The organism is Kribbella monticola (genome assembly GCF_003261635.1).
In the GTDB taxonomy this organism is placed as follows: domain Bacteria; phylum Actinomycetota; class Actinomycetes; order Propionibacteriales; family Kribbellaceae; genus Kribbella; species Kribbella monticola.
In genome coordinates this window covers 53923-78252 of the sequence record NZ_QFXK01000004.1, presented here as the reverse complement: position 1 = coordinate 78252, position 24330 = coordinate 53923, and the positions used below count along the sequence as shown (strand labels likewise).

The 24330-nt window shown below is 67.1% G+C and carries 16 protein-coding genes; 13 read left to right on the top strand and 3 right to left on the bottom strand.

What is annotated here, in order from left to right; all coding sequences use genetic code 11:
• Positions 1 to 11 precede the first annotated feature (11 nt).
• Both DIZ26_RS02745 and DIZ26_RS02740 read right to left on the bottom strand, forming a co-directional pair.
• Positions 12 to 1436 carry an MFS transporter gene (locus DIZ26_RS02745; protein ID WP_112237342.1) on the bottom strand — a complete coding sequence of 475 codons (1425 nt, stop codon included), beginning with the start codon at positions 1434 to 1436 and terminating at the stop codon, positions 12 to 14.
• On the bottom strand, positions 1433 to 1939 hold the full coding sequence (locus DIZ26_RS02740) for an alpha/beta hydrolase fold domain-containing protein (RefSeq protein WP_112237340.1): 507 nt from the start codon (positions 1937 to 1939) through the stop codon (positions 1433 to 1435). Before DIZ26_RS02740 ends, DIZ26_RS02745 begins: the two co-directional genes overlap by 4 nt.
• 120 nt (positions 1940 to 2059) lie before the next feature.
• Between DIZ26_RS02740 and DIZ26_RS38515 the strand changes: the two genes are divergently transcribed.
• The 3 genes from DIZ26_RS38515 (at position 2060) to DIZ26_RS02725 (ending at position 5915) form a co-directional block, all read left to right on the top strand.
• Entirely contained in the window at positions 2060 to 3283 is a 1224-nt protein-coding gene (locus DIZ26_RS38515; protein ID WP_112237581.1) for an alpha/beta hydrolase fold domain-containing protein, read from the top strand.
• 65 nt (positions 3284 to 3348) lie between these two features.
• The gene (locus DIZ26_RS02730; protein WP_232828102.1) at positions 3349 to 4701 is read left to right on the top strand and encodes an acyl-CoA dehydrogenase family protein; all 1353 of its coding nucleotides are present in this window, start codon (positions 3349 to 3351) and stop codon (positions 4699 to 4701) included.
• Positions 4701 to 5915, top strand: coding sequence for an acyl-CoA dehydrogenase family protein (locus tag DIZ26_RS02725; RefSeq protein ID WP_112237338.1), 1215 nt, complete (start codon positions 4701 to 4703; stop codon positions 5913 to 5915). The genes DIZ26_RS02730 and DIZ26_RS02725 overlap by 1 nt, the downstream gene beginning before the upstream one ends.
• Positions 5916 to 6499: 584 nt before the next feature.
• Here DIZ26_RS02725 and DIZ26_RS37315 read toward each other — a convergent pair.
• A complete protein-coding gene (locus DIZ26_RS37315) occupies positions 6500 to 6898 on the bottom strand; it encodes a hypothetical protein (protein WP_157979555.1) in 399 nt (132 codons plus the stop codon).
• 827 nt (positions 6899 to 7725) lie between these two features.
• Between DIZ26_RS37315 and DIZ26_RS02710 the strand changes: the two genes are divergently transcribed.
• From DIZ26_RS02710 to DIZ26_RS02660, 10 genes are all read left to right on the top strand, one after another.
• Entirely contained in the window at positions 7726 to 8319 is a 594-nt protein-coding gene (locus DIZ26_RS02710) for a PadR family transcriptional regulator (RefSeq protein WP_112237334.1), read from the top strand.
• A gap of 102 nt (positions 8320 to 8421) precedes the next feature.
• Positions 8422 to 9375, top strand: coding sequence for an ATP-binding cassette domain-containing protein (locus DIZ26_RS02705; RefSeq protein ID WP_112237332.1), 954 nt, complete (start codon positions 8422 to 8424; stop codon positions 9373 to 9375).
• Entirely contained in the window at positions 9372 to 10217 is an 846-nt protein-coding gene (locus DIZ26_RS02700) for an ABC transporter permease (RefSeq protein ID WP_112237330.1), read from the top strand. The genes DIZ26_RS02705 and DIZ26_RS02700 overlap by 4 nt, the downstream gene beginning before the upstream one ends.
• Positions 10218 to 10320: 103 nt before the next feature.
• A complete protein-coding gene (locus DIZ26_RS02695) occupies positions 10321 to 10743 on the top strand; it encodes a DoxX family protein (RefSeq protein ID WP_112237328.1) in 423 nt (140 codons plus the stop codon).
• A 48-nt stretch (positions 10744 to 10791) separates the two neighbouring features.
• Complete coding sequence (locus tag DIZ26_RS02690; RefSeq protein WP_232828101.1) at positions 10792 to 11604, top strand: alpha/beta fold hydrolase; 813 nt, start codon at positions 10792 to 10794, stop codon at positions 11602 to 11604.
• Positions 11605 to 12380: 776 nt separating this feature from the next.
• Positions 12381 to 12875 carry a DUF2231 domain-containing protein gene (locus tag DIZ26_RS02680; protein WP_112237324.1) on the top strand — a complete coding sequence of 165 codons (495 nt, stop codon included), beginning with the start codon at positions 12381 to 12383 and terminating at the stop codon, positions 12873 to 12875.
• A gap of 269 nt (positions 12876 to 13144) precedes the next feature.
• Positions 13145 to 18565, top strand: a complete 5421-nt coding sequence (locus DIZ26_RS02675) for a hypothetical protein (RefSeq protein WP_112237322.1) — start codon at positions 13145 to 13147, stop codon at positions 18563 to 18565.
• Positions 18566 to 18650: 85 nt separating this feature from the next.
• Positions 18651 to 19904 (top strand): multicopper oxidase domain-containing protein, encoded by a 1254-nt coding sequence (locus DIZ26_RS02670; protein ID WP_112237320.1) that lies wholly within the window; start codon positions 18651 to 18653, stop codon positions 19902 to 19904.
• Positions 19905 to 19920: 16 nt separating this feature from the next.
• A complete protein-coding gene (locus tag DIZ26_RS02665; protein WP_112237318.1) occupies positions 19921 to 21213 on the top strand; it encodes a multicopper oxidase domain-containing protein in 1293 nt (430 codons plus the stop codon).
• Between the two features lie 11 nt (positions 21214 to 21224).
• A complete protein-coding gene (locus tag DIZ26_RS02660) occupies positions 21225 to 24275 on the top strand; it encodes a multicopper oxidase domain-containing protein (protein ID WP_198675858.1) in 3051 nt (1016 codons plus the stop codon).
• The last annotated feature ends 55 nt before the right edge of the window (positions 24276 to 24330 follow it).

Here is a 24330-nt window from a genome sequence, read left to right as displayed (position 1 = left end):
GGTTGACGTGATCAGCTGACCGCAGCCAACTCCTCCTCGGTGGCGGCCGCCGGTTCCGCCTTGGTGCGTAGGAGAACCGCGGTGATGAGCGCGCAGAGCAGGAAGGCTGCCGCTCCGACCCCGGCGACGACGTGCAGCCCGGCCGTGAACGCGCCGTTCGGACCGGCGTGGACGTGGTGGCGGGCAACGATCGTGCCGAGGCTGCCGAGCATCGCGACCCCGAGCGCGATTCCTGCCTCCGTACCGGTCTCGGACAGCGACGCGACCGAGCCGGCCCGCTCGGGCGGGGCAGCCGCAAGCAGGAGGTTCATCGCCAATGCCATCGGAACTCCCAGTCCGAGACAGGTCACGGTGAGCCCGAGGGCGAGCGAGGCGACGCTGTCGGTCTGGGTCAGCAGTGCCAGTCCGATGCCGCCGACCGCGAAGCCGATCGCCATCGCCGTCGAGGTGCCCAGCCGACGGGCCGCTCGCGGGGCGACGTTGAGGCCGATGATCATCGCGACGTTCTGCGGTACCAGCCAGAACCCGGCGTGCAAGGGGTCCAGGCCTTCGACCACCTGCAGGTAGAGCGCGGCCTCGAACGAGATCCCGGCCATCACGACACCGGCCAGCAGTTGGATGGTGAGTGCGGGAGTGAATCTCGGTAGCCGGAAAAGTCCCAGGTCGAGCAGCGGGTGAGTCAGTCGCTGCTGCCTCCGGACGAAGGCGATGCCAACGGCCAGGCCCGCCACGATGGCGACGCCCGGTACGACTGCCCAGCCCGACCGGGCCAGCTCCTTGAGTCCCCAGACGACCGGCAAGATCGTTGCCAGCGACAACAGAACGCTGGCCAGGTCGACCCGGCCGGCCGAGCTGTCGCGGTACTCCGGCAGCAGGACCGGCCCGACGATCAGCAGCAGGACCATCACCGGTACGCCGAGCAGGAACACCGAGCCCCACCAGAAGTGGTCCAGCAGCACCCCGCCGATCACCGGGCCGAGGAGCACGCCGCCGAGGAAGCAGCTGAACCAGACGCCGATCGCCCGCCCCAGCTCGGCCGGATCCGGGAACAGGTTGCGGATCAGCGCCATCGTCGAAGGCATCAGGGTCGCTCCGGCGACGCCGAGAACGGCGCGGCTCGCGATCAGCTGGCCGGGTGAGGTGGAGAAGGCGGCGGCCACCGAGGCGAGGCCGAAGGCGGCCGCTCCGAACAGCAGCAGCCGGCGCCGGCCGATGCGGTCGCCGAGCGTGCCCATCGTGACCAGGAAGCCGGCCAGCAGGAAGGAGTAGATGTCGACGATCCACAGCTGCTCGGTGCTGCTCGCGCCGAGGTCCGCGCTGAGCCGGGGGAGCGCGAGGTAAAGGACACCGACGTCGAGGGAGAGCAGAAGGGTGGGTAGGGCGAGAACGCCGAGCGCGAGCCACTCGCGGCGGGTCGCGAGCGAGGTTTCAGTCATCGTGGAGTTCCTTCCAAGAGGTCGTACAGGGTGAGGTCGGGCCAGCCCTCGGCCGCGGCCAGCCGGGCCACCTCGGCGGCAAGTGCGGCGCCGGTACCGCTGCCTGCCAACAGGAGGCGGGCGGGATCCGCGTCGAGTTCGCCCGCGTGGTCGGCCGCCCAGCCGACGATCGCCTTCGCCTCGGCCACCACGGCGTCGTACGCCGTGGGCTCGTCGCCGGCGCCCTGGTACGCCCCGGGCTCGGCGCTCGCGTACGGCGTAGTACCGGTTGGCGGAGAGGTTTCGGGGAGCGGGGGAGTCGGGCAGGCGAGGACTACCAGCCGACCGCGCAGGCAGAGCTGCTCGCAGCGGCGGGCCAGCTCCTCGGGTTCGTAGTCGCCGGAAAGCACCACCAGGAGCGGTGGCTGAGGGTCTTCGCCGGGCGGCGGCGAGTACAGCCGCGCCCAGATCGGACCAGTCGGTCCGCGGAGCTGGACGGCCGCGGTGTTCGGGGTCGGGTTCATGACCAAGACGCTGGCAGAACCGCGGGGACGAAGGGAAAGGCCGAGTGGACATGGCCGTCGTACGCCATTTGCATCACCGCCGGACCCCATCGGGAACCGGACCGGTCCACAATGGTCGGCATGAGCGAAGAGAGTCAGACCGCCGACGTCGTGACACTGCGGCAGACGCCGGACGCGATCGAACTGCGCCACCTGCGCGCGTTCATCGCGGTGGCCGAGGAGCTCAACTTCGGCCGGGCTGCCGGCCGTCTCTACCTGTCCCAGCCCGCGCTGAGCCGCCAGATCCGTGCTCTGGAGCGACTGGTCGGGTGCGATCTGCTGCGTCGATCGACACATCGCGTAGAGCTCACGCTGGCCGGCGAGGCCCTGCTGGATCGAGCGAAGGTGCTGCTTGCCGACCTGGACGCTGCGCTTGCCGCCACCCGCTCGGTCGGCGGTGAACTGATCGGCCGGGTCAATCGGCTGTGGGCGCCGCTGATCGAGGAAATCCTGCAGGGAACGGCAGAGCTGGGCCGGATGCGGGCGGCGTACGAGCGGATGCTCGCGCAGGCGGTGATGCCGGACGAGTTGACCGTTCTGCCGCTCACTGCCGGCGGGGTGCCGGCCTTGCAGGTGTCCGGCGATGGGGAGACGGTGCCCGGCGTACTGCATCTGCATGGTGGCGGGCTCGTGCTCGGCTCGGCGTACGGCTACCGCGCCTTGGCCGGTGCGGTGGCGGACAGCGTCGGCTCCGGCGTACTCCTGCCCGACTACCGGCTGGCGCCCGAGCATCCTTTCCCGGCAGCGATCGACGATGCGCGAAACGCCTACCTGTGGCTGCTCGATCAAGGTGTCCCGCCGTCGGAGCTGATCGTCAGCGGCGACTCCGGCGGTGGCGGACTGGCCCTTTCGCTGATGGTCCAGCTTCGTGAGCTCGGCATTCCACTTCCGGCCGGGGTAGTGATGCTCTGTCCCGGCCTCGACTTCGCCGGCTTGCTGGACGGCTCGTCACCACTTCTCGACGAGAGCAATGGCGAGATGCTGGCGAAAGTCAGCCGCTGGTACATCGGTGATCATCCCGCCGACGACCCGCTGATCAGTCCGCTCGGGGCTGATCTGCACGGCCTGCCGCCGATGCTGATCCAGGCGGGTACCGGCGACCCGATCGCTCACGACGCCCGGCTGCTGGCCGCGCGGGCCGAGGAGTACGGCGTCGAGGTGACCATGGAGCTGTACCCGGTCGACACCCACATCTTCCAGTTGTTCTGGTCGTTCTTGCCCGAAGCCCGGCAGGCGCTCGCCAAGGTCGGCGAGTTCGCTGCTCGGGTGCGGGGCGACGGAGTACGTCGTACTGCCGACGCCTGATCTTCTTACGCCGGTGTGAGCCGGGTCGCGTGACTTGAGTTGTAACTTCGGTTTACAGTTACCGCATGGTCACTTCACCTCGCAGGGCGACGCCGCATCCGGTCGGGCCGGCGTCGAGCCGGGTCAAGCGGGACCCGATCGGGATGGGCGTCGCGCTGCTGAATCGGCTGGCGAAGTCGCGGGCGATCGACCGGTTGGGGTTGCGCAAGCAGACCGAGCGGGTGGTCTTCGAGGCGACCAAGACCGGTTTCCGCACCGCGGGAGCGCTCACCAGGACCTTCACCGCTGCGACGAAGCTGGCCAAGCCGTCCCGGTTGCCGGCCGCGAAGGGCACCGGCCGGTTCGATCTGACTCCGACCGAGGATCAGCAGATGGTCGTCGGGGTGGTGACCGAGTTCGCCGCCGAAGTACTGCGTCCTGCCGCGTCCGCCGCCGATACCGCCGGTACCACGGATGCCAAGGTGCTCCAGCAGAGTTCGGAGCTGGGGCTGAGCTTGATCGAGGTCCCTGAAGAACTCGGCGGGATCGTCAGAGAGCGCTCTACGATGACCGGCGTCCTGGTCGCCGAGGCGATGGCCCACGGCGACATGGGCCAAGCCGTCGCATGTCTGGCACCGGCCGCGGTCAGTACGGCGATTTCGTTGTGGGGCGACTCGGACCAGCAGGCGACGTACCTGCCGGCCTTCACCGGTGAGTCTGTGCCACCCGCGGCGCTCGCGGTCGTCGAGCCCCGTCCACTCTTCGACCCGTTCACACTGAAGACTCGCGCGACGAGGCAACGAACCGGCTATCTGCTCAACGGAGTGAAGTCCTTGGTGCCGCGAGGCGCCGAGGCCGAGGTCTTCGTCATCGCGGCACAGTTGGAGGACCAGGGACCGGCGTTGTTCCTGATCGAGTCAGGCCACGCAGGCGTGACGATCGAGGCTGAGCCGTCGATGGGACTGCGGGCAGCTTCGCTCAGCCGGGTGATCTTGCAGGACGTCCCCGCCGTGCAACTCGGCACCCTCGACGACTACGCCGACTGCGTTCGCCTGTCCCGACTCGGCTGGTGCGCGCTCTCCCTCGGTACTGCGAAGGCGGTGCTCGACTACGTCACGCCGTACGTGAACGAGCGGACCGCCTTCGGTGAGCCGATCAGCCACCGGCAGTCGGTCGCGTTCATGGTCGCGAACATCGGGATCGAACTCGAGGGCATGCGGCTCGTGACGTACCGGGCCGGATCGCGTGCTGAACAAGGGCTTCCGTTCGCGCGCGAAGTGGCGCTGGCTCGTCGGCTGTGCACGGAGAAAGGCATGCAGATCGGCACCGACGGTGTACAGCTGCTCGGTGGGCACGGCTTCGTCAAGGAACATCCGGTGGAGCGGTGGTACCGCGATCTGCGGGCCGTCGGCGTGATGGAAGGTGCGGTGCTGGTCTGATGATCAACCTCGAGACACCGCGGAAGTTCCGCGCGTTCGTGAACCAGGCCCACCAGGTCGCGGCGGAGATGTTGCGGCCGAACTCCCGGCAGTACGACCTGGCCGAACACGCCTATCCGAAAGAGCTCGACATGCTCGCGGCGATGGTCGACGGGCTCGGCGCGTCCGGGACCGGCTCGGGCGCCGGAGCGAGCGGCGTACGGCGTACTGAGGGCACTGATGACGACGGCAAGGTGAAGAACGGGTCCAACTTGTCGTCGGTGCTGTCGATCATGGAGATGTGCTGGGGTGATGTCGGGCTGCTGTTGTCGATGCCGCGGCAGGGGCTGGGCAACTCGGCGATCGCCTCGGTGGCGTCCGACGAACAGCTGAAGAGGTTCGAGGGCGTATGGGCCGGGATGGCGATCACCGAACCGGGCTGCGGTTCGGATTCGGCGGGCATCCAGACCACGGCTCGGCTGGACGGCGACCACTACGTGATCGACGGCGAGAAGATCTTCGTCACGGCCGGCGGTCGCTGCGACGCTGTGGTGGTCTGGGCGACGCTGGACAAGTCTCTCGGCCGGGCCGCGATCAAGTCGTTCGTGGTCTTCAAGGACACGCCGGGGATGACCGTCGAGCGGCTCGAACACAAGCTCGGGATCCGTTCGTCGGACACCGCGACGATCCGCTTCGAGAACTGCCGGGTGCCCGCCGAGAATCTGCTCGGTTCGGCTCAGATCGACGCCGACAAAGGGTTTGCGGGCGTGATGCAGACCTTCGACAACACCCGGCCGTTGGTCGCCGCGATGGCGGTCGGCTGCGCCCGGGCCTCCCTGGAGCTCACCCGCGAGCTGCTCGCCGACGCGGGTGTCGAGATCGACTACGACCGGCCGGTCCACCTGCAAAGCGCGGCGGCCGCCTCCTACCTGCAGATGGAGGCGGACTGGGAGGCGGCGTACCTGCTGACCCTGCAGGCCGCCTGGCTGGCCGACAACTCCCAGCCCAATTCCCTGCAGGCCTCGATGGCCAAGGCCAAAGCCGGCCGCGTCGGCAACGACATCACCCTCCGCTGCGTAGAACTCACCGGCAGCCTCGGCTACAGCGAACACCACCTCCTCGAAAAATGGGCCCGAGACTCCAAAATCCTCGACATCTTCGAAGGCACCCAACAAATCCAACAGCTCATCGTGGCGCGGCGATTGTTGGGGAAGACGTCGGCGGAACTGAAATAGCCTTGATTGCACGGGCTTCCGCCATTCCTGGATCCCAGCTAGAGCAGGCCTGGGCCTGGGTCTTGATGCCCGAGGTACTCGGAGAGCTCTTTGATGTTGACCCCGTCCGCCAGAGTGATGCCGGCAAAGTAGTGGCGTAACGCATGCAGCCCGGTCGTACGATCGGTTTTGTAGCGTCGGCCACCACGGCTGTCCTTGTAGGGCGGCGGGATCACGCCGGCCGCCGCAAGCGCAGGCTTCCACACCAGCTAGTCATACAGACGCGCCGTAAGGTGTCGGCCGTCTGGGAGCGCTTCGTGCCGATGGCACCCGTGCGGCGAGACGGTGGTCGCTCCGAATCGCTCACCAGGTGAAGAGGCTTGGGAAGGAGTTCCGGGAGCATGAACTGATCTTCAGCTGGCCCTTGTCATTCTTAGGGAGCGCGAAGACGAGTCGAAGTCGTCGATCGAGAGCCCGAACATCTCACCCTGACGCAGGCCGGCCGCTGATCCGATCGTCGGAAGTAGCCGGAACCGCCCAGGGTGTGTGCCTCGACGATGCGTTCCACGGTCTCGTCCGACCAAGCAACGACGTTCGAGAACCGTCTACTCGGCTTCTTGACGATCTTCGACTGCCCCGGATTGCGTTTGATCAGCTCGTCGGCGACCGCGAGTTCGAGACACCCGTTGAGCACCAAGAACGCGCTTCTGGCCGTCGACGGTCCAGGCGCCCATGAGATCTGTCAGCCAAACAGCGACCTCCGACGGCAGGATGCTCTTGACCGGACGCCGCCCGAACACCGGCGCCACATGCAGCCGCCACTTCGACTCGTACTGAATCTCGCTCGCAGGATCGATAGTCCGGGACCTCTCCTTTCCTTGCGGGTCAGTCCAAACCGCCAGCCACCGCTTCCCCCGCCCCCACCGCTTCTCGTCTCGCTCGCGCGTCACCTTCCCATCGGACTGCGTGACACCCTTCGTCCACTTATCCTTGGCGAACGCCACCGTCGCCTCCTCGGCCCGCAAACACAGACCGAGCTCGACGTTTGGGGCCTCAAGACTTCTGCCCTCGCAACTGCGAGTGACTGAGTCGATCGATGACGCTTACTCCGATCGACAGGCCGGACCTCGCCGTGACCGTCGAACCATGAAACTGGTGATTTTCAGTTGAAGGGCTCGCTGGTTATCTCTCATGCCTCAAAGCCGTTTTCCGCAAGGGAATCCGCGCTGTGGATGCGCACTGGTTCTCATCGCTGATCCTCTCTCGCGCGGATTGAGGTGCCGCGAGGGCTAACCAGGCCCACGGGCTGATCGAGGACCAGCGCCCACTCTGGCGAGGGTCACGGATCTGCAGTTACCGGGCGATCCAGAGCGGTCTCACGCTTCACTCAATGCGTTCTGGCGAGCTGCGGCCTCAAGCGTCGATCCGCTCGTCGGTCTTGGTGTCCGCCTGCGTTTGGAGCCAGTCGGCTGCCTCGACCAGATTGGCAAACGGCCTCAGATGTGCGTCCAACCAGCGGGCCGTGCACCGTTGGGCCAGGGCAATCAGGGTGCTATACGAGGACGGCGCGGGTGTAGAGGAGAGTGAATCCTCGGCGTTGGGTATTTTTGCTGAGGCTCGGCTGCCCACGCTCTGACTGAACTTCTGGGGATCGCATCGGTTGAGCTGCCGTCGAGCAGGGGCGTGGCTTTGGAGGTCTCCACCAGCACCGTTTGTAGGTCAGTGCTGACACCACCCGGACCAGGAGGGCACCTAGTATTGGTGGGAGTTGACACCACCCTGGCGGGCGCGCAAGCGGAGCGAGTCCGAGCAGATTGAGCGGAGGGGGCGCATGTCGGCGACGAAGCTCCTGGTGCTCGGTATCGTGCACCTCTCCGGCGGCGCGCATGGATACCAGGTGCGGTCCGAACTGCAGAGCTGGCGTGCGGAGATTTGGGCCAAGATCAAGCCCGGCTCGATTTATCACGCGCTGAAGAAGGCGGCGGCTGATGACCTCCTCACCGAACACGCCGAGCCGGGCAACTTCGGGCCGGAGCGCGTTCTGTACCGCGTGACAGCTCGGGGACGTGACGAGATAGTCGAACTGGTCCGCGTCGGTCTGCGGCGCACCCACGACCCGGACATGCTCAACGCGGCCATCGCCATGTTGCCCATGCTGACCAGGGCGGATGCCATCGCGCACGTTAACGAGCGGGTCGTGCGCCTGGAAGCGGAGCTCGTAGAGCAGGCCAAGTGGCGGGAGAACCCGAACCCCGACATTCCCGAACACGTCCGCGATCAGGCCGAACTGTGGGCGGGACACGCACGCACCGAACTGGAGTGGGCGAAGAGCTTGAGCAAACGACTGTCTGAGGGCGCCTACACCATGGCCGATGATCCGGGTTCGTGGCGAACGGTCCCCGATCCCCTCAAGATGCGCTTCTAGACAAACTTGACTAGTCCTTCCTCCTCATGCACTCTGGTCAAGTAATCAAATTTGACTAGCGAACTCAATCCGTTCGCGACACCGAGAGAAGGACTCGAACCCATGGGAAAGCTCGCGATCGAGACGAGCGGGTTGAAGAAGAGCTTCGGCACGACCCACGCGGTCGCCGGTGTGGACCTGGCCGTGAGCGCCGGGGGCGTGTACGGCGTGCTCGGTCCGAACGGGGCGGGCAAGACCACCACGATTCGCATGCTGGCCACGCTCCTGCGCCCCGATGCCGGAGAGGCGCAAGTGCTCGGCTACGACGTCGTGCGTGACGCCCGGGCGGTGCAGAGCAGGGTGGGCCTGACCGGGCAGTTCGCGTCGGTCGACGAGGACCTCACCGGGGTGGAGAACCTGTTGCTGCTCGCCAGGTTGCTCGGCTACTCACGCCGCCGAGGCAGGGAGCGGGCGGCCGACCTGCTCGACGCGTTCGGTCTTGCCGAGGCGGCCGACCGGCAGGTGAAGAAGTACTCCGGCGGGATGCGCAGGCGCATCGACATCGCGGCGAGCCTGGTCGTCACCCCCGAACTGATCTTCCTCGACGAGCCCACGACCGGGCTCGACCCGCGCAGCAGGAACCAGGTCTGGGAGATCGTCAGGGGCATGGTCGCCGAGGGCGCCACCGTGTTGCTGACCACGCAGTACCTCGACGAGGCCGACCAGCTGGCCGACCGGATCGCGGTGATCGACCACGGGAAGGTGATCGCCGAGGGCTCGAGTGGCGAGCTCAAGGCATCGGTCGGTGCCGGCTCGCTGCACGTACGGCTACGTGCGCCCGAGCAGCGGGCCGAGGCAGAGCGGGTCCTCGCCGGCGTCCTCGAGGTGCCGGCCGAGCCGTCCGCTGACCCGGCCGCGCTGTCCGCGCGGATCTCCGACCCCGAGCGGGTCGCCCGCGCCCTGGCCGAGCTGTCCCGCAGCGGCATCGACGTCACCGAGTTCGCGCTCGGTCAGCCGAGCCTGGACGAGGTGTTCCTCACCCTGACCGGACACGCCGCCGAGGAGGATGCCGCATGAATGCCACGACCGCGGAACAGGCGTCGGCGCCGGTCACCGAGGACGCGCTGCGCAGTGTGCTGTTGGCCGGCGAGCGGCCGTCGCGCCCCGGCCCGGTGCTCACCTCGCTGACGTTCGGCTGGCGCGCTTTGCTGAAGATCAAACACGTGCCCGAGCAGCTCGTCGACGTGACCATGTTCCCGATCATGTTCACGCTGATGTTCACCTACCTGTTCGGTGGCGCGCTCGCCGGGTCGACTCAGGAGTACCTGCAGTTCCTGCTGCCGGGCATCCTGGTGCAGGCGAACGTCATGATCACCATGAACACCGGCATAACGCTGAACACCGACATCCAGAAGGGGGTGTTCGACAGGTTCAGGTCACTTCCGGTGTGGCGACCGTCGCCGCTGGTCGGCGCCCTGCTCGGCGATGTGATGCGCTACTCGATCGGGTCGGCGATCGTGATCACGCTCGGACTGGTCCTGGGGTTCCGGCCGGAGGGTGGCGCCGTCGGCGTGGTGCTGTCGGTCGCGCTCCTGCTGGTGTTCTCGTTCTGCCTGTCGTGGCTGTGGACGATGCTCAGCCTGATCCTGCGCACGCCGAACTCGGTGGCGGGGGTCAGCATGATGGTGATGTTCCCGCTGACGTTCGTGAGCAACATCTTCGTGGACCCGAAGACGATGCCCAGGTGGATGCAGGCGGTCGTCGAGGTCAACCCGATCAGCCACCTGGCGACCGTGGTACGCGGCCTGATGGACGGCTCGGTGCCCGCCGGGGAAATCGGCTGGGTGCTCGTCTCGTCCGTACTTCTCGTCGCGGTCTTCGGTCCCATCACCATGGTCCTCTACCGCAACAAGAAGTAGATGCCGCTACCGCGAGCACTTGGTCGAAATCAGCTCCGACAACCCGGCCCAATCGGCCAACGCCATCACCGGTACCAGGCCCGGACACGACAAGGAGAGCCGAATGAGCACCATCCCCAAGAACAACTCGGAAACCGTTGCGCACACGCCCGGGCGGGCGAGCAGCATCGGGGTCTGGATTCTGCAAGTCGTGCTGGCGGCGATCATCGCCGGCGGCGGAATCTCGAAGCTCGCCGGCGATCCGGTCATGGTGGACATGTTCGCCGACATCGGGGCTGGCCAGTGGCTCCGGTACCTGGTCGGAGCGCTGGAGGTCGCGGGAGGGGTTGGACTCCTGATCCCGGCTCTGGCGGGCCTGGCCAGTCTCGGGTTGGCGGCATTGCTGACCGGTGCTGTCATCACCGATCTGTTCGTGCTCGAGCAGAGCCCTTGGCTGCCGCTCGCCTGTCTCGTCGTGGCGGCCGTGATCGCAAGGGCGCGGTGGTCGCGCACCGAGGCCGTCATCGGCACGCTGCTCAGGCGCTGAGACAAACCTCTCGAACGGAGATGTGAGATGAACGAGATGGACTTTCGCGTGACATCAAACGATGGCACCACGATCGCCTACGACCGGAAGGGAAGTGGCCCGGCTGTCGTCCTGGTAGGCGGCGCGCTGGACGACGGAGCGGAGAACGCTGCCTTGGTACCTGCTCTCGTCGAGCACTTCACGGTCTACAACTATGCCCGTCGGGGACGCGGCGCGAGCGGCTTCACCGAGCCCTACGCCGTGGAAAGAGAGATCGAGGACCTGGATGCGTTGATCGCGGAGGCGGGTGGCTCGGCACACCTGTTCGGGGCGTCCTCTGGTGGCGCGCTGGCGCTGGAAGCCGCCGCGGCCGGGTCAGCCATCGACACGATCGCCGTGTGGGAGGTGCCCTACGCGGTCGGGGACGACATACGCGCGCGATTCGAGGAGTACATCGCGGACACCCGACGCGCCTTCGACGCCGGGCGAGACGAGGAGGTTCTCGAACTGTTCATGCGCCTGTCCGGCGCTTCCGACGACAACATCGCGGCCAGGAAAGCGGCAGGCAAGCAGACGTCGCATTGGGCGGATTCGGTCGCCCTCGCGCCCACGCTGGTCCACGACAGCGTCTTCCACAACCGCTACCAATTGCCGACCGATCGACTGGCAACGGTCACCCAACCGGTCCTGGTCACCACCGGAGGACCGATCACGGTCCCCTACATGGCAGGCCTGCCCTCGGACTTTTTCGACCGCGCAGCCGACCAGCTTGCAGACCTACTACCCCACGCTCAACGGGAGACCCTCGACGGGCCGGATCACGTCGTCGACCCACAGACCATCGGCCCACTGTTGCTACGGTTCTTCAGCAGCGAACACTGAGAGGCCCGCGAGGTGGTGCGGGAAGACCGATTAGGCACCGCGCAAGCAGATCCAGGTCATCCCACTTGTTCTGGCGGCCCCAGCTGCTCCAGGGAGGGGACGTCCTGCTCCTCGATGAACCGACCAACAGTCTCAACTTGATGGCCGGAGCGCACTGTTTGCAGAGGCAAACGGGTGCCTCCCCTCCCAGTGTGGGATGTCGAATCGTCACAGTGAAGGCGCGGCCCTGCGCTTGGCTTTCGATTCCTCCCGTCTGGCCGGCGTGGAGCACGGCAAGTGAGGTCCGTGAACTGGAGAACCGGGTTCTGGTGATGAGGTTTGGCGGTGATCTTCGACGCAACGTCCATGGTTGCGGGTGGAGGTTGCTGTGGGTGAGGTTGTTGATCCGGGGTTTGAGGTCTCGAAGGAAGAGCGGGAGCGGTTGGTGCGGGCCAATGTTGAGGCTGGCCAGTTCTTCCGGCGGGAGTTGCTGCGGGCAACGGATGGTTGGCCGGTGGAGTTTCTTCGGGAGCGGGGGTTGGAGAAGGTCGCTATGCCTGGGTTTGGGTGGAAGGTTGGTTATGCGCCTGATGGTTGGTCGTTGCTGACGGATCACTTGCAGAGGCGGGGGTTCGGGTTCGCGACGTCGGGTGATCGCGTCCAGCGAGCGATGCGTTCGTACCCCGCTGGAGCCCGATCCGGACGTTGCCAACGGGCGGGGTTGAAGAGCCCTCCAAGAAAGCTCCAAGAACCGTCTGCGAGCGTGGCGACTCCGGATCAAGAGTCGAAGGAATTTGATGCAGACAGTCAATGGTCTCCCTGCCCATGTGCTCCTGGTCCACGCGATCGTCGTGCTCCTGCCCTTGTCGGCTGCACTTCTGGTGCTGACCGCATTCTGGCCGGCAGTGCGGCGCCGGCTGGCAGGGCCCAACGCGTTCCTGGGGGTGCTGGTCGTAATACTGGTCCCGATCACGACCAGCGCGGGGGAGTGGCTCGAGCATCGCCTCGCGCCCAACGCACTGATCCATCGCCACGCTGAGCTCGGCGACACCGCGATCTACGCCGCGATCGCAGTTGCTGCCCTGGCGCTGATCGTCTGGTGGCGGCAAAGAGAAGCCAACGGCAATACACCAACGAAGCGCACGTATCTGGCTCCCACCTCGGGCCGCGTGACCGCTGCCGTGGGCCTGGTCGCGATCATCGTCTCCGGTGCGGCTGTCTACGACATCATCAGAATCGGCGATTCCGGCGCGAAGGCCAGCTGGAGCGACTGGGCTCAGCGGTCACAGTAGCTGCGGACCGCAAATCCGCCATGGCTCCCCTGTGGTGCGGATGGTCCGGCAAGGCGTGCGGCGCCGGTTCGCGAATCCAGTGTCTGCCGAGCCCGCCAGCCGGCGACCTGCGTACAGCCGCATCGGCGCCCGCTGGCCGGGCGCTGGATGACAGATAAATGACAGTGCCTTCATGAAGGTCCTCTGACCCTCTTGCCAGCCGCAGTGTTGCGGTCGACAACCGTCGCGTGGGGTGACGCACGCGAGTCGGGGTAAGAGGGGGAGGGGTCGTGACTCATCACTTGACATCCAGAGGGCGTTCGCTGCGGGCGCTGGTCGTCGTCAGCCTGCTGGCGGCAGTCCTGTCGGCAGCACAGCTGGCCGGTACCGCGAGACCCGCCGCCGCGGCTGGTCCGGGCAGTCTCACGCTGCATGTGGCCAGCGCGCGGTCGGTGAACTCAGGACCGGGCTTCGTTCACGAGAACGATCCGGTCACGCAGTACAAATGGCTGATCAACGTCGATGACACGGGCGATCCCGGTACGGCGGCCAACCAGCTCACCGACCGCTGTCTGCCGAGCACCGCGCCCGGCGGGTCCAGCGATCCGGACTACGCCGACACCTGTCCCTGGCCGTCCACCCGGAACACCTCTGGCTTCGCGCCGATCGTTGCCCAGGGCACCGAGGCGGATCTGAACGACACCAAGGCGCTGGACAACCTGCCGGCCGGCAAGTACCTGATCTCGGTGACCGCCGACGGCTTCAAGATCGACGGCCAGCACTTCACCGTCACCTCCGGTGCGACCACCCACACGGTGGTCCGGATGAACCCGACCCCGCTGCCGCTCACCACGCTGCGGATCCAGGTCTTCAACGACAATCTTCCGGTCGACGGAACCTACGAGATGGACGCTGAGCAAGGGCTGGCGGGATTCAGTGCCAGCCTCACCGATGTGCTCGGTCTGGTCAGCACGGACTACTACGGCAACGCGCTCTGCACGGTCTACCGGCACCAGAACGCCAATGGCACCGGGCCGATGCTGTTCGACGCGAACAACAAGCCGATCGTCGACACGGCCCGCTCGACCGGTAAGTGCACCAGCAACTCGACCGGCCAGATCGTCATCCCGAACATGGGCCCGAACCGGTACGCCGCGACGGTCACGCCACCGGCGCCGGCCCCCGGCCAGACCTACCAGTGGGTGCAGACCACCACCCTCGAAGGCGGCCACGACCACGACATCTGGCAGCAGGAAGGCGAGACCGGCTACGACACCGAGCAGACGCGTGGCGCCGAACTGGTGCCGTCGGTCCAGTTCGGCTTCGTCCGGACCCGGGGACTCCCGCCGCGGCCCGCCCCCCTGCCGACGGGTGAGATCAAGGGCGTCGTGATCGCCGGCCTGCCCTACATCGGCGGTCAGAACGGCCAGGTCGTACCGGAGACAGGTTTCGCCGGCGCCAAGTCCGACGGCCCGATCGCCAATCCGTGGGTCGCCCTGTCCGATCTCGACGCCGGCGATGCGGCCGTGTTCGTCGGACGAGGCGCGGCGGACGGCAGCTTCGACATCAAGAACGTCCCGGACGGCACCTATCAGCTGACCTTGTGGGACGACGACCAGGACTACATCCTATGGAGCTTCAACGTCGAGGTGCACAACGGCGACGTGACCGATGTCGGCAACGAGATGCTGGTCGGCTGGTTCAGCCACCTGCACGGCAAGGTCTTCATCGATGCCAACGGCAACGGTAAGCAGGACACCGGCGAGCGGGCCGTGCCCAGCTTCGCACTGACCGTCCGCGAACGCGACAACTCACTGATGGACCAGTACACGAACACGGCCACAACCGATGTCAACGGCAACTACGACATCAGGGAAACCTATCCGCTCGGCAAGTGGCTGGTGCTGGAAGCCTTCAACACCCGTTACAAGACCACCGGCATCACCTACAAGGGCGCCAACGAGACCAAGGCGACGACCCAGCTGGGCAGCCTGGTCGACCTCGACTTCCTGCCGATCATCGGCCTCAGCGGCCAGATCGACTGGGGTGTGCAGCCCTACGACCCCGGTACGAACGGCGGCATCGTCGGTACGGTCACCTACGACACCACCCGCAACGAGCTCGACCCGGCGATGGCGGCGACCGAGCCGTACCAGCCCGGCATCCCCGACGTACCGGTGAAGCTCTACGTGCCGCTGGCCTGCACCGACGCCACGCCGGCCGAGCTCTGCCGGCAGGGGTACCAGACCGAGCCGAAACAGATCCCGGACGGCAACGGCGGCATGACTGACAACCCGCAGTACGGGGCGTTCGTCAAGGGACCGGAGGTGCAGGACTCCTACACCTCGGAGAAGTGGCAGCCGCCACGAGGGTGCACCGCACGTCAGTACAACAACACGCCGCTCACCGACCAGCAGGCGTTGCCCGCCTTCGGGCCGGCTGCGAACGCGATGTGCGTCGAGGCGCCGATGATGGGGCTCGCGGTGGGAGCCAGCGACAGCGCCGGCGGCAGCCAGACGGTCAACGGCAACTACGGGTTCGCAACCTCGAAGATCAACCTCTACCCGCCCACGGACACGGTGCACAACCCGGACGGGCTGGCGATGTACGCGCCGTTGCCGGCTGGGACCGAGCAGGATCTGCCTGCTCGCGACTACATCGTGTCGGTCGACATTCCGAACGACCCGGTCGACGGCAAGCCGATGTACCAGGCCACGAAGGAAGAAGATGTCAACGTCTTCGACGGCGACACCTACCTGCCGCAGGAGAACTACCCGCCGGCCACTCCGGCCGCGGCGAACGACCCTGCCGGACCACCTGACGCCACGCCGACTCCGCCGGCCCAACCGCCGTCGCAGCAGGCAGGCATCATCTCGCCGTGTGCCGGTCCGTTGCACACCGTCGATGTCACCAACGCGAACTTCAACGCCGGTGGCGGCAGCCCGTACCAGGGCTACGAGCGGCCCTCGTGCGTCGACAAGCTGGTGGGGCTGCGCGCCAACCAGGCGACCGCGCCCAACTTCAGCCTGTTCACCGACGTGCCGATCCCGACGCACTTCTGGGGTCTCACGCTGAACGACCTCGGGCTCACGCTGGACAAGCGCAGCGTCAACTACGGCGAGGCGCAGGGGCTGCCCTTCGTCCCGGTCGGGCTGTACGACTGGTCCGGTCGGCTGATGGACACCGTCCACACCGACTTCAACGGCATGTACGAGGGGCTGGAGCCGTCGACCGGGACCTACAACTGTCCGGTGCCGGCCGGGCCCTGCCCGAACATGTACCGCTTCGTCGGCAACGATCCGGGTCAGCCAGGAGCTCTCAATTCCGACTACAACCCACGGTTCCGCACGATCGCGACCAACTTCCAGGGTTGGCCGGGCCTCTACACCGTGACGGACGAGGCGCCGACCCAGGTTGCGTCGACCGTGCTCGCACCGGACACGACGACGGTCAACCCGACCTTCTGCGACCTGGGTGCCAGTACGCCGCAAATCCTGGCGGTCAGCCGTCCGTACATCCGGCGTGGTGATCCGAACCGTTCGATCACGGTCAGCGGCCTGGGCTTCGGTGATGCCGGAGGTCCCGATCGGATCACGCTGAACGGCACCGCGATGACGGTGACCAGCTGGACCGACAAGAGCATCACCTTCACGGTGCCGAACCTGTTCGCGTTCGGTGCGGCAGAACTGGCGATCACCGGCCACAACGGGCAGCACAGCGTCAACGGCATCACCATCCAGGTGCTGTCGGCAACGAATGCGTCGATCCCCGGTACCGATCCGAACAACCCGCAGCTGACGGAGGTCGGCCCGACCAAGACCTACAAGACCGTGCAAGCAGGGCTGGAGGCCGCCCGGCCGTCCAGGGCCGTGCGCAACAACGCCGGTCAGATCATCGTGCCGGCCAAGCCGTACCACCTGGTCGTGGTCTGGCCGAACACCCAGACCGCCGCCAACCCACGCGGTGACTACAACGAGAACGTCATCGTCCATCACCAGGTGAAGATCCAGGGCGTCGGCCCCGGCGGCTTCGACGCGGCGAAGACCTGGATCCCGGGCTCGATCCTGGACGGCTCGGGCTTCAACCTGGACAACCAGAACGGGATCGACTGGGTCACCCGGATCAGCGGCCTGACGTACTCCGGTGACCCTGCGGTTCCCGACTCCGCCGTCGTCACAGCCCTCGACGATCCGGCACTGGCAGGTGTCACTCCGGCCAGCTGGCCGGTCACGCTCGACGGCTTCACGATCACCGGTGGTGCTCAGGCCGACATCCCCGGCAACGTCAACGTGCTCACCGGCGGCATCAAGACGCCGTACGGCGCGGCAGGTGCGCTGGTGACCCAGGGCGGCGGCGTCTATGCCCACGCGAATGTCCGCAACCTGCGGGTGACCGACAACGTGATCGTCGGCAACGGGGGCTCGTACGGCGGCGGCATCCGGATCGGTACGCCGTACGTCGGCGACAACCGGAACTACGACCCGGTGATCGCCCGGAACCAGATCCGCGACAACGGTGGGACCAACCTGGCCGGCGGAATCGGGCTGTTCACCGGCAGCGACGGATACCAGATCGACGCCAACGCGATCTGCGGCAACTTCTCCGCGGAGTACGGCGGCGGCATCTCCGCCTTCGGCTACATGGCGAATGCCGGCGGCAGCAACGGTGGAAGCATCACTGCCAACCGGATCTGGTTCAACTCCTCCTACGACGAGGGCGGCGGCATCATGGTCGCCGGTGAACTCCCGGCCACGCCGACGGCGCTGTCACCCGGCAGCGGCCCGGTCAAGATCGACCGGAACACGATCCAGACCAACTTGGCCAACGACGACGGCGGCGGGATCCGGCTGCTGCAGGTCGGCGGCTCGCACATCACCCGGAACGACCCGCAGCCGATCGACATCACCGACAACACCATCGCCGACAACGTCTCCGCGCACGAAGGTGGCGGACTGGCGATGGACGACGCGCCGTTCGTCAACGTCGTCAACAACACCGTGACGAAGAATCTGACCACCGCGACCGCTGTGACGAGCAACGGTGACCCGGCTCCGGCCGGCCTGTCCACCGCGGCGAACAGCGATCCGTTGCAGGCAAGGCTGCGGAACACGACGTTGTTCCCCGGCTCCCAGGCGCTCGGTAACACGACGTACAGCAAGCCGACGTTGCTCAACGACGTCTTCTGGGACAACCGGGCCGGCTCCTTCAGCGGCGGCTGGGTCTACGGCATCGGCGGTCAGCTACCCGATGGCACGGCCAACTCCGTGAACAACTGGGACATGGGTGTCGCCGATGTACCCGGCGCGCTGTTGACACCCACCCACTCGGTGCTGCAGGACGAGACGGGATCCGCCCCGGATCCGTCGAACTCCACGGCCGACCCGCGGTTCGTCTCGCCGTACGAGGTGACCGTGAACGTGCTCGCGGTCCGGTCCTACCCCGCCTTCCGGCAGGCGGCGATCGTGGCGCAACTGCTGCCGCCCTCGCTGATGGGCGACTTCCATGTCGCGACCGGTACGCCGACCACCCCGGCGCGAGGGCTCGGCGCGGCCAGTGCGGTCGTCCGGTGGGGTACGCCGACCACGGGCTTCAGCTACACGGTTCCGGCACCTTCGCCTGATATCGACGGTCAACCCCGGCCGACCGTCACCGGTGTCTTCCCGCTCCTGCAACGCCGGTACGACGCCGGCTCGGACCAGATGACGCCGTGATGAAGGTGGCCTGCCCGGCCCTCCTCCGGGCAGGCCGCCCCCTTCGCCGCCAGTTGACCAGTTCCACCGACTTCAGGAGATCCCAGTGACCGATATTCCCGTACGACGCGGCGTCTCGCGGCGTTCCTTCCTCGGCGGCGCGGGTGTCGTCGGCGGCGCGCTGCTCAGCGGCCGGCTGCTGACCGCGAGCGCGGCACCCGGCCTGGCCACTTCCGCGACCGCGGTCCACCCGATGAAGCAGGTCCACCTGGCCGGCACCGACGGCTGGGTGGCGATGCCGGGCGACGCGCCGCCGGACCCGCCCTTCTTCCCCGACCCGCTGGCACCGAGCCCGTTCAACACCTACGTGTTCGGCTTCCGCGACGTGACCGGGATGGCCTCCAACCAGGTGGCAGCCCAACGGGGCAAGGCGCAGATCAGCGCGCCGATGATGGCCTTCGACGAAGAGGACGACATCTATCTCACGCTGACCAACCTCGGCCTGGCGCAGCGGCCCGACCTGTTCGACGGGCACACGTTGCACTGGCACGGCTTCGTCAACGCGATCCCGTTGTTCGACGGCGTCCCGGAGTTGTCGCTCGCGGTACCGATCGGCCGGGACCTGACCTACTTCTACCGGCCGCACGACGCCGGGACCTACATGTACCACTGCCATTTCGAGGACGTGGAACACGTTCAGATGGGGATGACCGGGATGGTGTTCGTCCGGCCGAAGCAGAACCGGACGCCGCTGCACCCCGGGGAGCGATATGCCTACAACGACGGCGACGGCTCGACGGCGTACGACCGGGAGTTCGCCTTCATGCTGACCGAGCTCTGGTCGGCCGCGCACTACCGGGACGCACACATCCAGGTGAACGACTGGACCGACTACGACCCGAGCTTCTGGTTGCTGAACGGCCGGGCCTACCCGGACACGACGGCGGCCAACGGCGATCCGCTCAGTACGGCGGCAGGACGCCTGCAGTACCAGCCGATCTCGTCGCTGATCAGATGTAACACCGGCGACCGGGTGCTGCTGCGGATGTCGAACCTCGGTTATCAGAACCACGCGATGACCGTGGACAACCTGGACCTCACGGTGGTCGCCAAGGACGCCAGCTTGCTGAAGGGGCGCGACGGCACCACGAACTATCTGACCACCAACATGGTCGAGGTCGGCCCGGGGGAGAGTCGCGACGCGATCTTCGTCGCGCCGGCACCGGGGGAGTACCTGCTGTACGACCGCAAGTACTCCTACCTCGACAACGGCGGCGGTCCCGGCTACGGCGGCATGATGACGAAGATCGTCGTCGGCGCCCCGGGCACCTATCCGGCACAGACCGCGGCGAACGCGTGACTGGGGTGATGATCCGATGAAACGACTGACGATCCGACGGCCGCTCGCACTCCTGTCCGCCGCGGCGATGATCGGCGCCTCGGCGCTGATCTGGTCGCAGGCCGCCGCCTCGGTGGCGATGTCCGAAGGCCTGCTGTGCGACACCGACCCGAACCAGACCTTCTCGCTGACGGCTGAGGACGGCTACGTGTCCACACCGGACGGCAACTCCATCTACATGTGGAGCTACGGCAACAGCAAGCGGAGCTTCCAGCTGCCAGGCGCCACGCTGTGCGTGGAATCCGGCCGGCCGGTGACCATCGTGCTGCACAACACGTTGCCGGAGGCAACCTCGATCGTGTTCCCCGGCCAGAAGTCGGTGAAGGCGAACGGCAACCCGGCGCAGCCGCAGTTCGATTCGGGCGGCTCGTTGACCTCACTGGTCCAGCCGGCCGCCGCGAACGACGGCTCGGTCACCTACACCTTCACCGCCGGCAGTCCCGGCACCTACCTGTACGAGACCGGCACCGACGTCGACAAGCAGCTCCAGATGGGCATGTACGGCGCGCTGGTGGTCCGGCCCGCCGGACATCCGAACCAGGTGAACGACCGGGCCGACTCGGCTTTCACGGCCGGCAAGGAGTACGTCTACCTGCTGTCCGAGATCGATCCCGACGTCCACCTCGCGGTGGAGCGCAACCAGCCGGTCAACTGGGCGGCCTCGACGGCGCGCTACTTCATGATCAACGGCCGCAGCATGCCGGACACCCTGGCGCCGAACAACGCCCCGTGGCTGCCTTCCCAGCCGTACGGCGCACTGGTCCACATCAAGCCGTACGACGCGGCGACGAACCCGCTGCCGGCGACCATCCGGTACCTCAATGCCGGCAGCGTGAACTATCCGTTCCATCCACACGGAAGTGACGAGCGCGTCATCAACAGGGACGGTCATCCGCTCCAGGGCCCGGCCGGACAGGACCTGTCGTACCAGAAGTACGACCTGGACGTCGGTCCCGGCCAGACCCTCGACGTGCTGATGGACTGGCGTGACACCGAACAGTGGAACGCAACCACCAACCCGATCCCGACCCAGATCCCGGCGATCACGGACCAGTTGCTGGTCGGATCGGACACCTGGTTCTCCGAGAGCGGCTACCTGGGCACGAAGAACAGCGTGCCGGCGAACCTGACGCAGAACAACGAATGTGGCGAGTACTACCACATCGCGCACAGCCACGCGCTGGAACAAGCGACCAACTACGGGGCAGCCTTCGGCGGCATGATGACGGTCTTCCGCATCGATCCGCCCGCCGGTTGCGCGAGCCAGTGAGGGGCCCGACGATGACGATGCCGAAGAGATTCCGTGGCACGGCGACGGTCGTCGCGGTCGCCGCGCTCACCTGGTCGATGACCGGTCCGGCCGCGGGAGCGACGCAGGCGCAGCAGGCTGCCCGGCCGTCGCTCCGGCCGGCCGCTGCTTCTGTTGCCGTAGGCAAGCTCACTCCGAGCGGCTGCGCCTTCGCCGCCGGTACGGCCGCCTGCGACCTGTATGCGATGGCCGGTACGGCGACCGTGCTGGGCAACCCGGTGCCGATCTGGGGATTCTCCCCGACCGGTGCCGCCGGCACAGCCAAGGCTCCTGGGCCGGTCCTGGTGGTTCATCAGGGCGACCAGGTCAGTGTGACCCTGCACAATCAGCTGGCGGGGCAGAACATCTCGCTGGCCTTCCCCGGCCAGCCACTTCCCTCCGGTGGTGAGGACACCACCGGCATCGGCTCCGGCACCCGGACGTACACCTTCACCGCCGGCCGGGCCGGTACCTTCCTCTACGAGGCCGGGCACACGGCCAACGGAGCCCGTCAGGTCGCGATGGGCCTGGCCGGCGCGTTCATCGTGCTGCCGTCCGACGGCACCGCGTACGGCAGTCAGCCGGCCGGATTCCCCGCGACGGCGTACGACGACGACGCAGTGCTCGTCCTGAGCGAGATCGACCCTGCGCTGAATGCGAACCCGGATGCCTTCGACCTGCGCGACTTCGCTCCGAAGTACCGGCTTGTCAATGGCAAACCGTTCCCGGCGACGGACCCGGTGGCCACCGACCAGGGACACAAGGTCCTGCTGCGCTACGTCAACGTGGGTGCGCAGACACATCCGATGAACGTGCTCGGCGGCGAGCAGGTCGAAATCGCCCAGGGCGGTCATCCGGCGCACTACGCCACCACCGTCGCCGCGGAGAGCATCGACCCAGGGCAGACGCTGGACGCGCTCGTCACCATGCCGACTGGACCCGAGGCGAAGCTGGCGGTCTATGACTCGTCACGGCACCTCAACAACAACGGACAGCACACGGCCGATCCGTTGCAGGCGGCGTTCGGCGGCATGCTGACCTTCCTGGACACGAACGCGCCGCCGCCCAGCGCCGACGGCGTCGGTCCCGTGTCGACCCACCTCAAGGCGGCCCCCAATCCGTCCAACGGACTGGCGGACGTGACGGTGACCGCCGATCTCAGCGATGCGACCACGGGGGGATCGGCGGTCACCCAGGCGGAGTTCGTGATCGACGACGCGGTCGCCACCGGAGTCGGCTTCGGTACGCCGATGAGCCTGCCGGGTAGCGGTGTCACCATCACCGGTGCCACCGGCACGGTCACCACGGCGGTCCTGGACGCGCTCGACGCGGGCCGGCACACGGTCTTCGTCCGGGCGCTGGACGCGGCCGGCAACTGGGGCGTCGTGGGCTCGGTCATCCTGAACCTGCCGAAGACCGGACCGCAGACGACCAACGGCTCGATCGCCGACGTCCCGTCGAACGGCGGTACCACGGTCAGCGTCTCGGCGACCGGCGACGACACCGAGGCCGGTGGCGTGATCACCAACGCCGAGTACTTCCTCGACACGGTGACCGCGGACGGATCCGGTACGCCGATGACGCTGAACCGCAGCGCCACGGTCGTGTCGGAGGACGCCGACCTCGCTCCCGCCGTACTGGCGGGCCTGCCCGAGGGACTGCACCACGTCTTCGTGCACAGCAAGGACTCGCTGGGCCTGTGGGGGCCGCCGCTCGACATCGAGTTGCCGATCGACCTCACCGGTCCCGCCGTCGACGCGGCCGGCGTCGGGCCCAACCCGACCAACGCCGTACTCGGCGACAAGAGTCACCCGGGCAACCTGCTGGTCTCGGCGCAGATCACCGACAAGGACGCAGGCGGCGCGGCGCAGAGCCTGCTCACCGACGCCGAGGCGTTCCTCGATCCGGCACCGAACCCGGCCGGTGGCACCGGGCTGCAGTTGTTGCCGGTCGACGGCAAGCTGGACTCCAACGGCGAGGCCTTCTACGGTCTCATCCCCTTGACCCAGGTGAAAGCACTTGCCGACGGCACGCATCACGTCTACGTCCGTGGTCAGGACGCGGCCGGTAACTGGGGTCCGTTGTTCGCGGTGAATCTCGTCGTCGACAAGACGGCTCCGGTTCTGGGTGCCCTGACGGCGACGCCGAACCCGACCAACGGGGCGGACACGCTGACCCTGACCGCGCCGGTCACCGACGCGTCGCTGATCGCGAAAGCGGAGTACTGGCTCGGTACGACGGATCCGGGCGTCGGCAAGGGCATCTCGGTGCCGGTGAGTGTGGTGGCCGGGAAGGTCCAGGTGACGATCCCGCTTGCGACGGTGACACCGGGCAACCAGGTCTTCAACCTGCGGGTGCAGGACCTCGCCGGCAACTGGAGCAAGCCGGTCAGTACGACGGTGTCGGTGCAAAGGCCGAACCGGATCTTCGCCGACACGTTCGAGTCGGGTGGCTTCGGGTTCTGGAGCTCGAGCACGGGCGGAGTGGCCAACACCACCACCGCGGCGTTGCCGTCCGCGATCGAGCCGGCAAGTGTCCGGGGCCTGCAGGTGACCCTGCCGGGCAACGGCTACCTGACCGACACGACTCCGACGGCAGAGACGACGTACCACGCGAGGTTCGTGTTCAACCGGAACACGCTCACCTCCGGGACCAATGCGAACACGGCGCTGGCCTTGTTGCAGGGCCGGACCGGGGCAAACGGTCAGGTCTACGCGTTGGAGTACCGGTTCAACGCCGGCTCCGCGCAGGTCCGGACGGTGCTCGACAGGAGTGGGGCGGGTGCGCTCACCGGCGCCTGGGTCACGTTGACGGCAGGGACGCACACCCTGCAGGTCGACTGGGTCTCGGGTCCGGCGACCGGAACCAACGCGGGATCGCTGCGGCTCCTGGTCGACGGGGTGAGCCGGTCGCTGCAGACCGGTAACACCAGCACGCTGCGGATCGAGACGGCCTGGCTGGGGGTGTCCGCCGGCCTGAGCAGCAGTTCGACCGGCCGGGCGTACTTCGACAGTTTCGCCTCGACCCGGTTCACGATGCCGTAGTCGACGAACAGCCGGGACCCTGGGCGCTCAGGGTCCCGGCGCTGTCCCTTGGGAG

Coding starts and splice junctions, on each gene's coding strand:
- DIZ26_RS02745 (WP_112237342.1), bottom strand. CDS start 1,436: ATGACTGAAACCTCGCTCGCGACCCGCCGCGAGTGGCTCGCGCTCGGC.
- DIZ26_RS02740 (WP_112237340.1), bottom strand. CDS start 1,939: ATGAACCCGACCCCGAACACCGCGGCCGTCCAGCTCCGCGGACCGACT.
- DIZ26_RS38515 (WP_112237581.1), top strand. CDS start 2,060: ATGAGCGAAGAGAGTCAGACCGCCGACGTCGTGACACTGCGGCAGACG.
- DIZ26_RS02730 (WP_232828102.1), top strand. CDS start 3,349: ATGGTCACTTCACCTCGCAGGGCGACGCCGCATCCGGTCGGGCCGGCG.
- DIZ26_RS02725 (WP_112237338.1), top strand. CDS start 4,701: ATGATCAACCTCGAGACACCGCGGAAGTTCCGCGCGTTCGTGAACCAG.
- DIZ26_RS02710 (WP_112237334.1), top strand. CDS start 7,726: ATGTCGGCGACGAAGCTCCTGGTGCTCGGTATCGTGCACCTCTCCGGC.
- DIZ26_RS02705 (WP_112237332.1), top strand. CDS start 8,422: ATGGGAAAGCTCGCGATCGAGACGAGCGGGTTGAAGAAGAGCTTCGGC.
- DIZ26_RS02700 (WP_112237330.1), top strand. CDS start 9,372: ATGAATGCCACGACCGCGGAACAGGCGTCGGCGCCGGTCACCGAGGAC.
- DIZ26_RS02695 (WP_112237328.1), top strand. CDS start 10,321: ATGAGCACCATCCCCAAGAACAACTCGGAAACCGTTGCGCACACGCCC.
- DIZ26_RS02680 (WP_112237324.1), top strand. CDS start 12,381: ATGCAGACAGTCAATGGTCTCCCTGCCCATGTGCTCCTGGTCCACGCG.
- DIZ26_RS02665 (WP_112237318.1), top strand. CDS start 19,921: ATGAAACGACTGACGATCCGACGGCCGCTCGCACTCCTGTCCGCCGCG.
- DIZ26_RS02660 (WP_198675858.1), top strand. CDS start 21,225: ATGACGATGCCGAAGAGATTCCGTGGCACGGCGACGGTCGTCGCGGTC.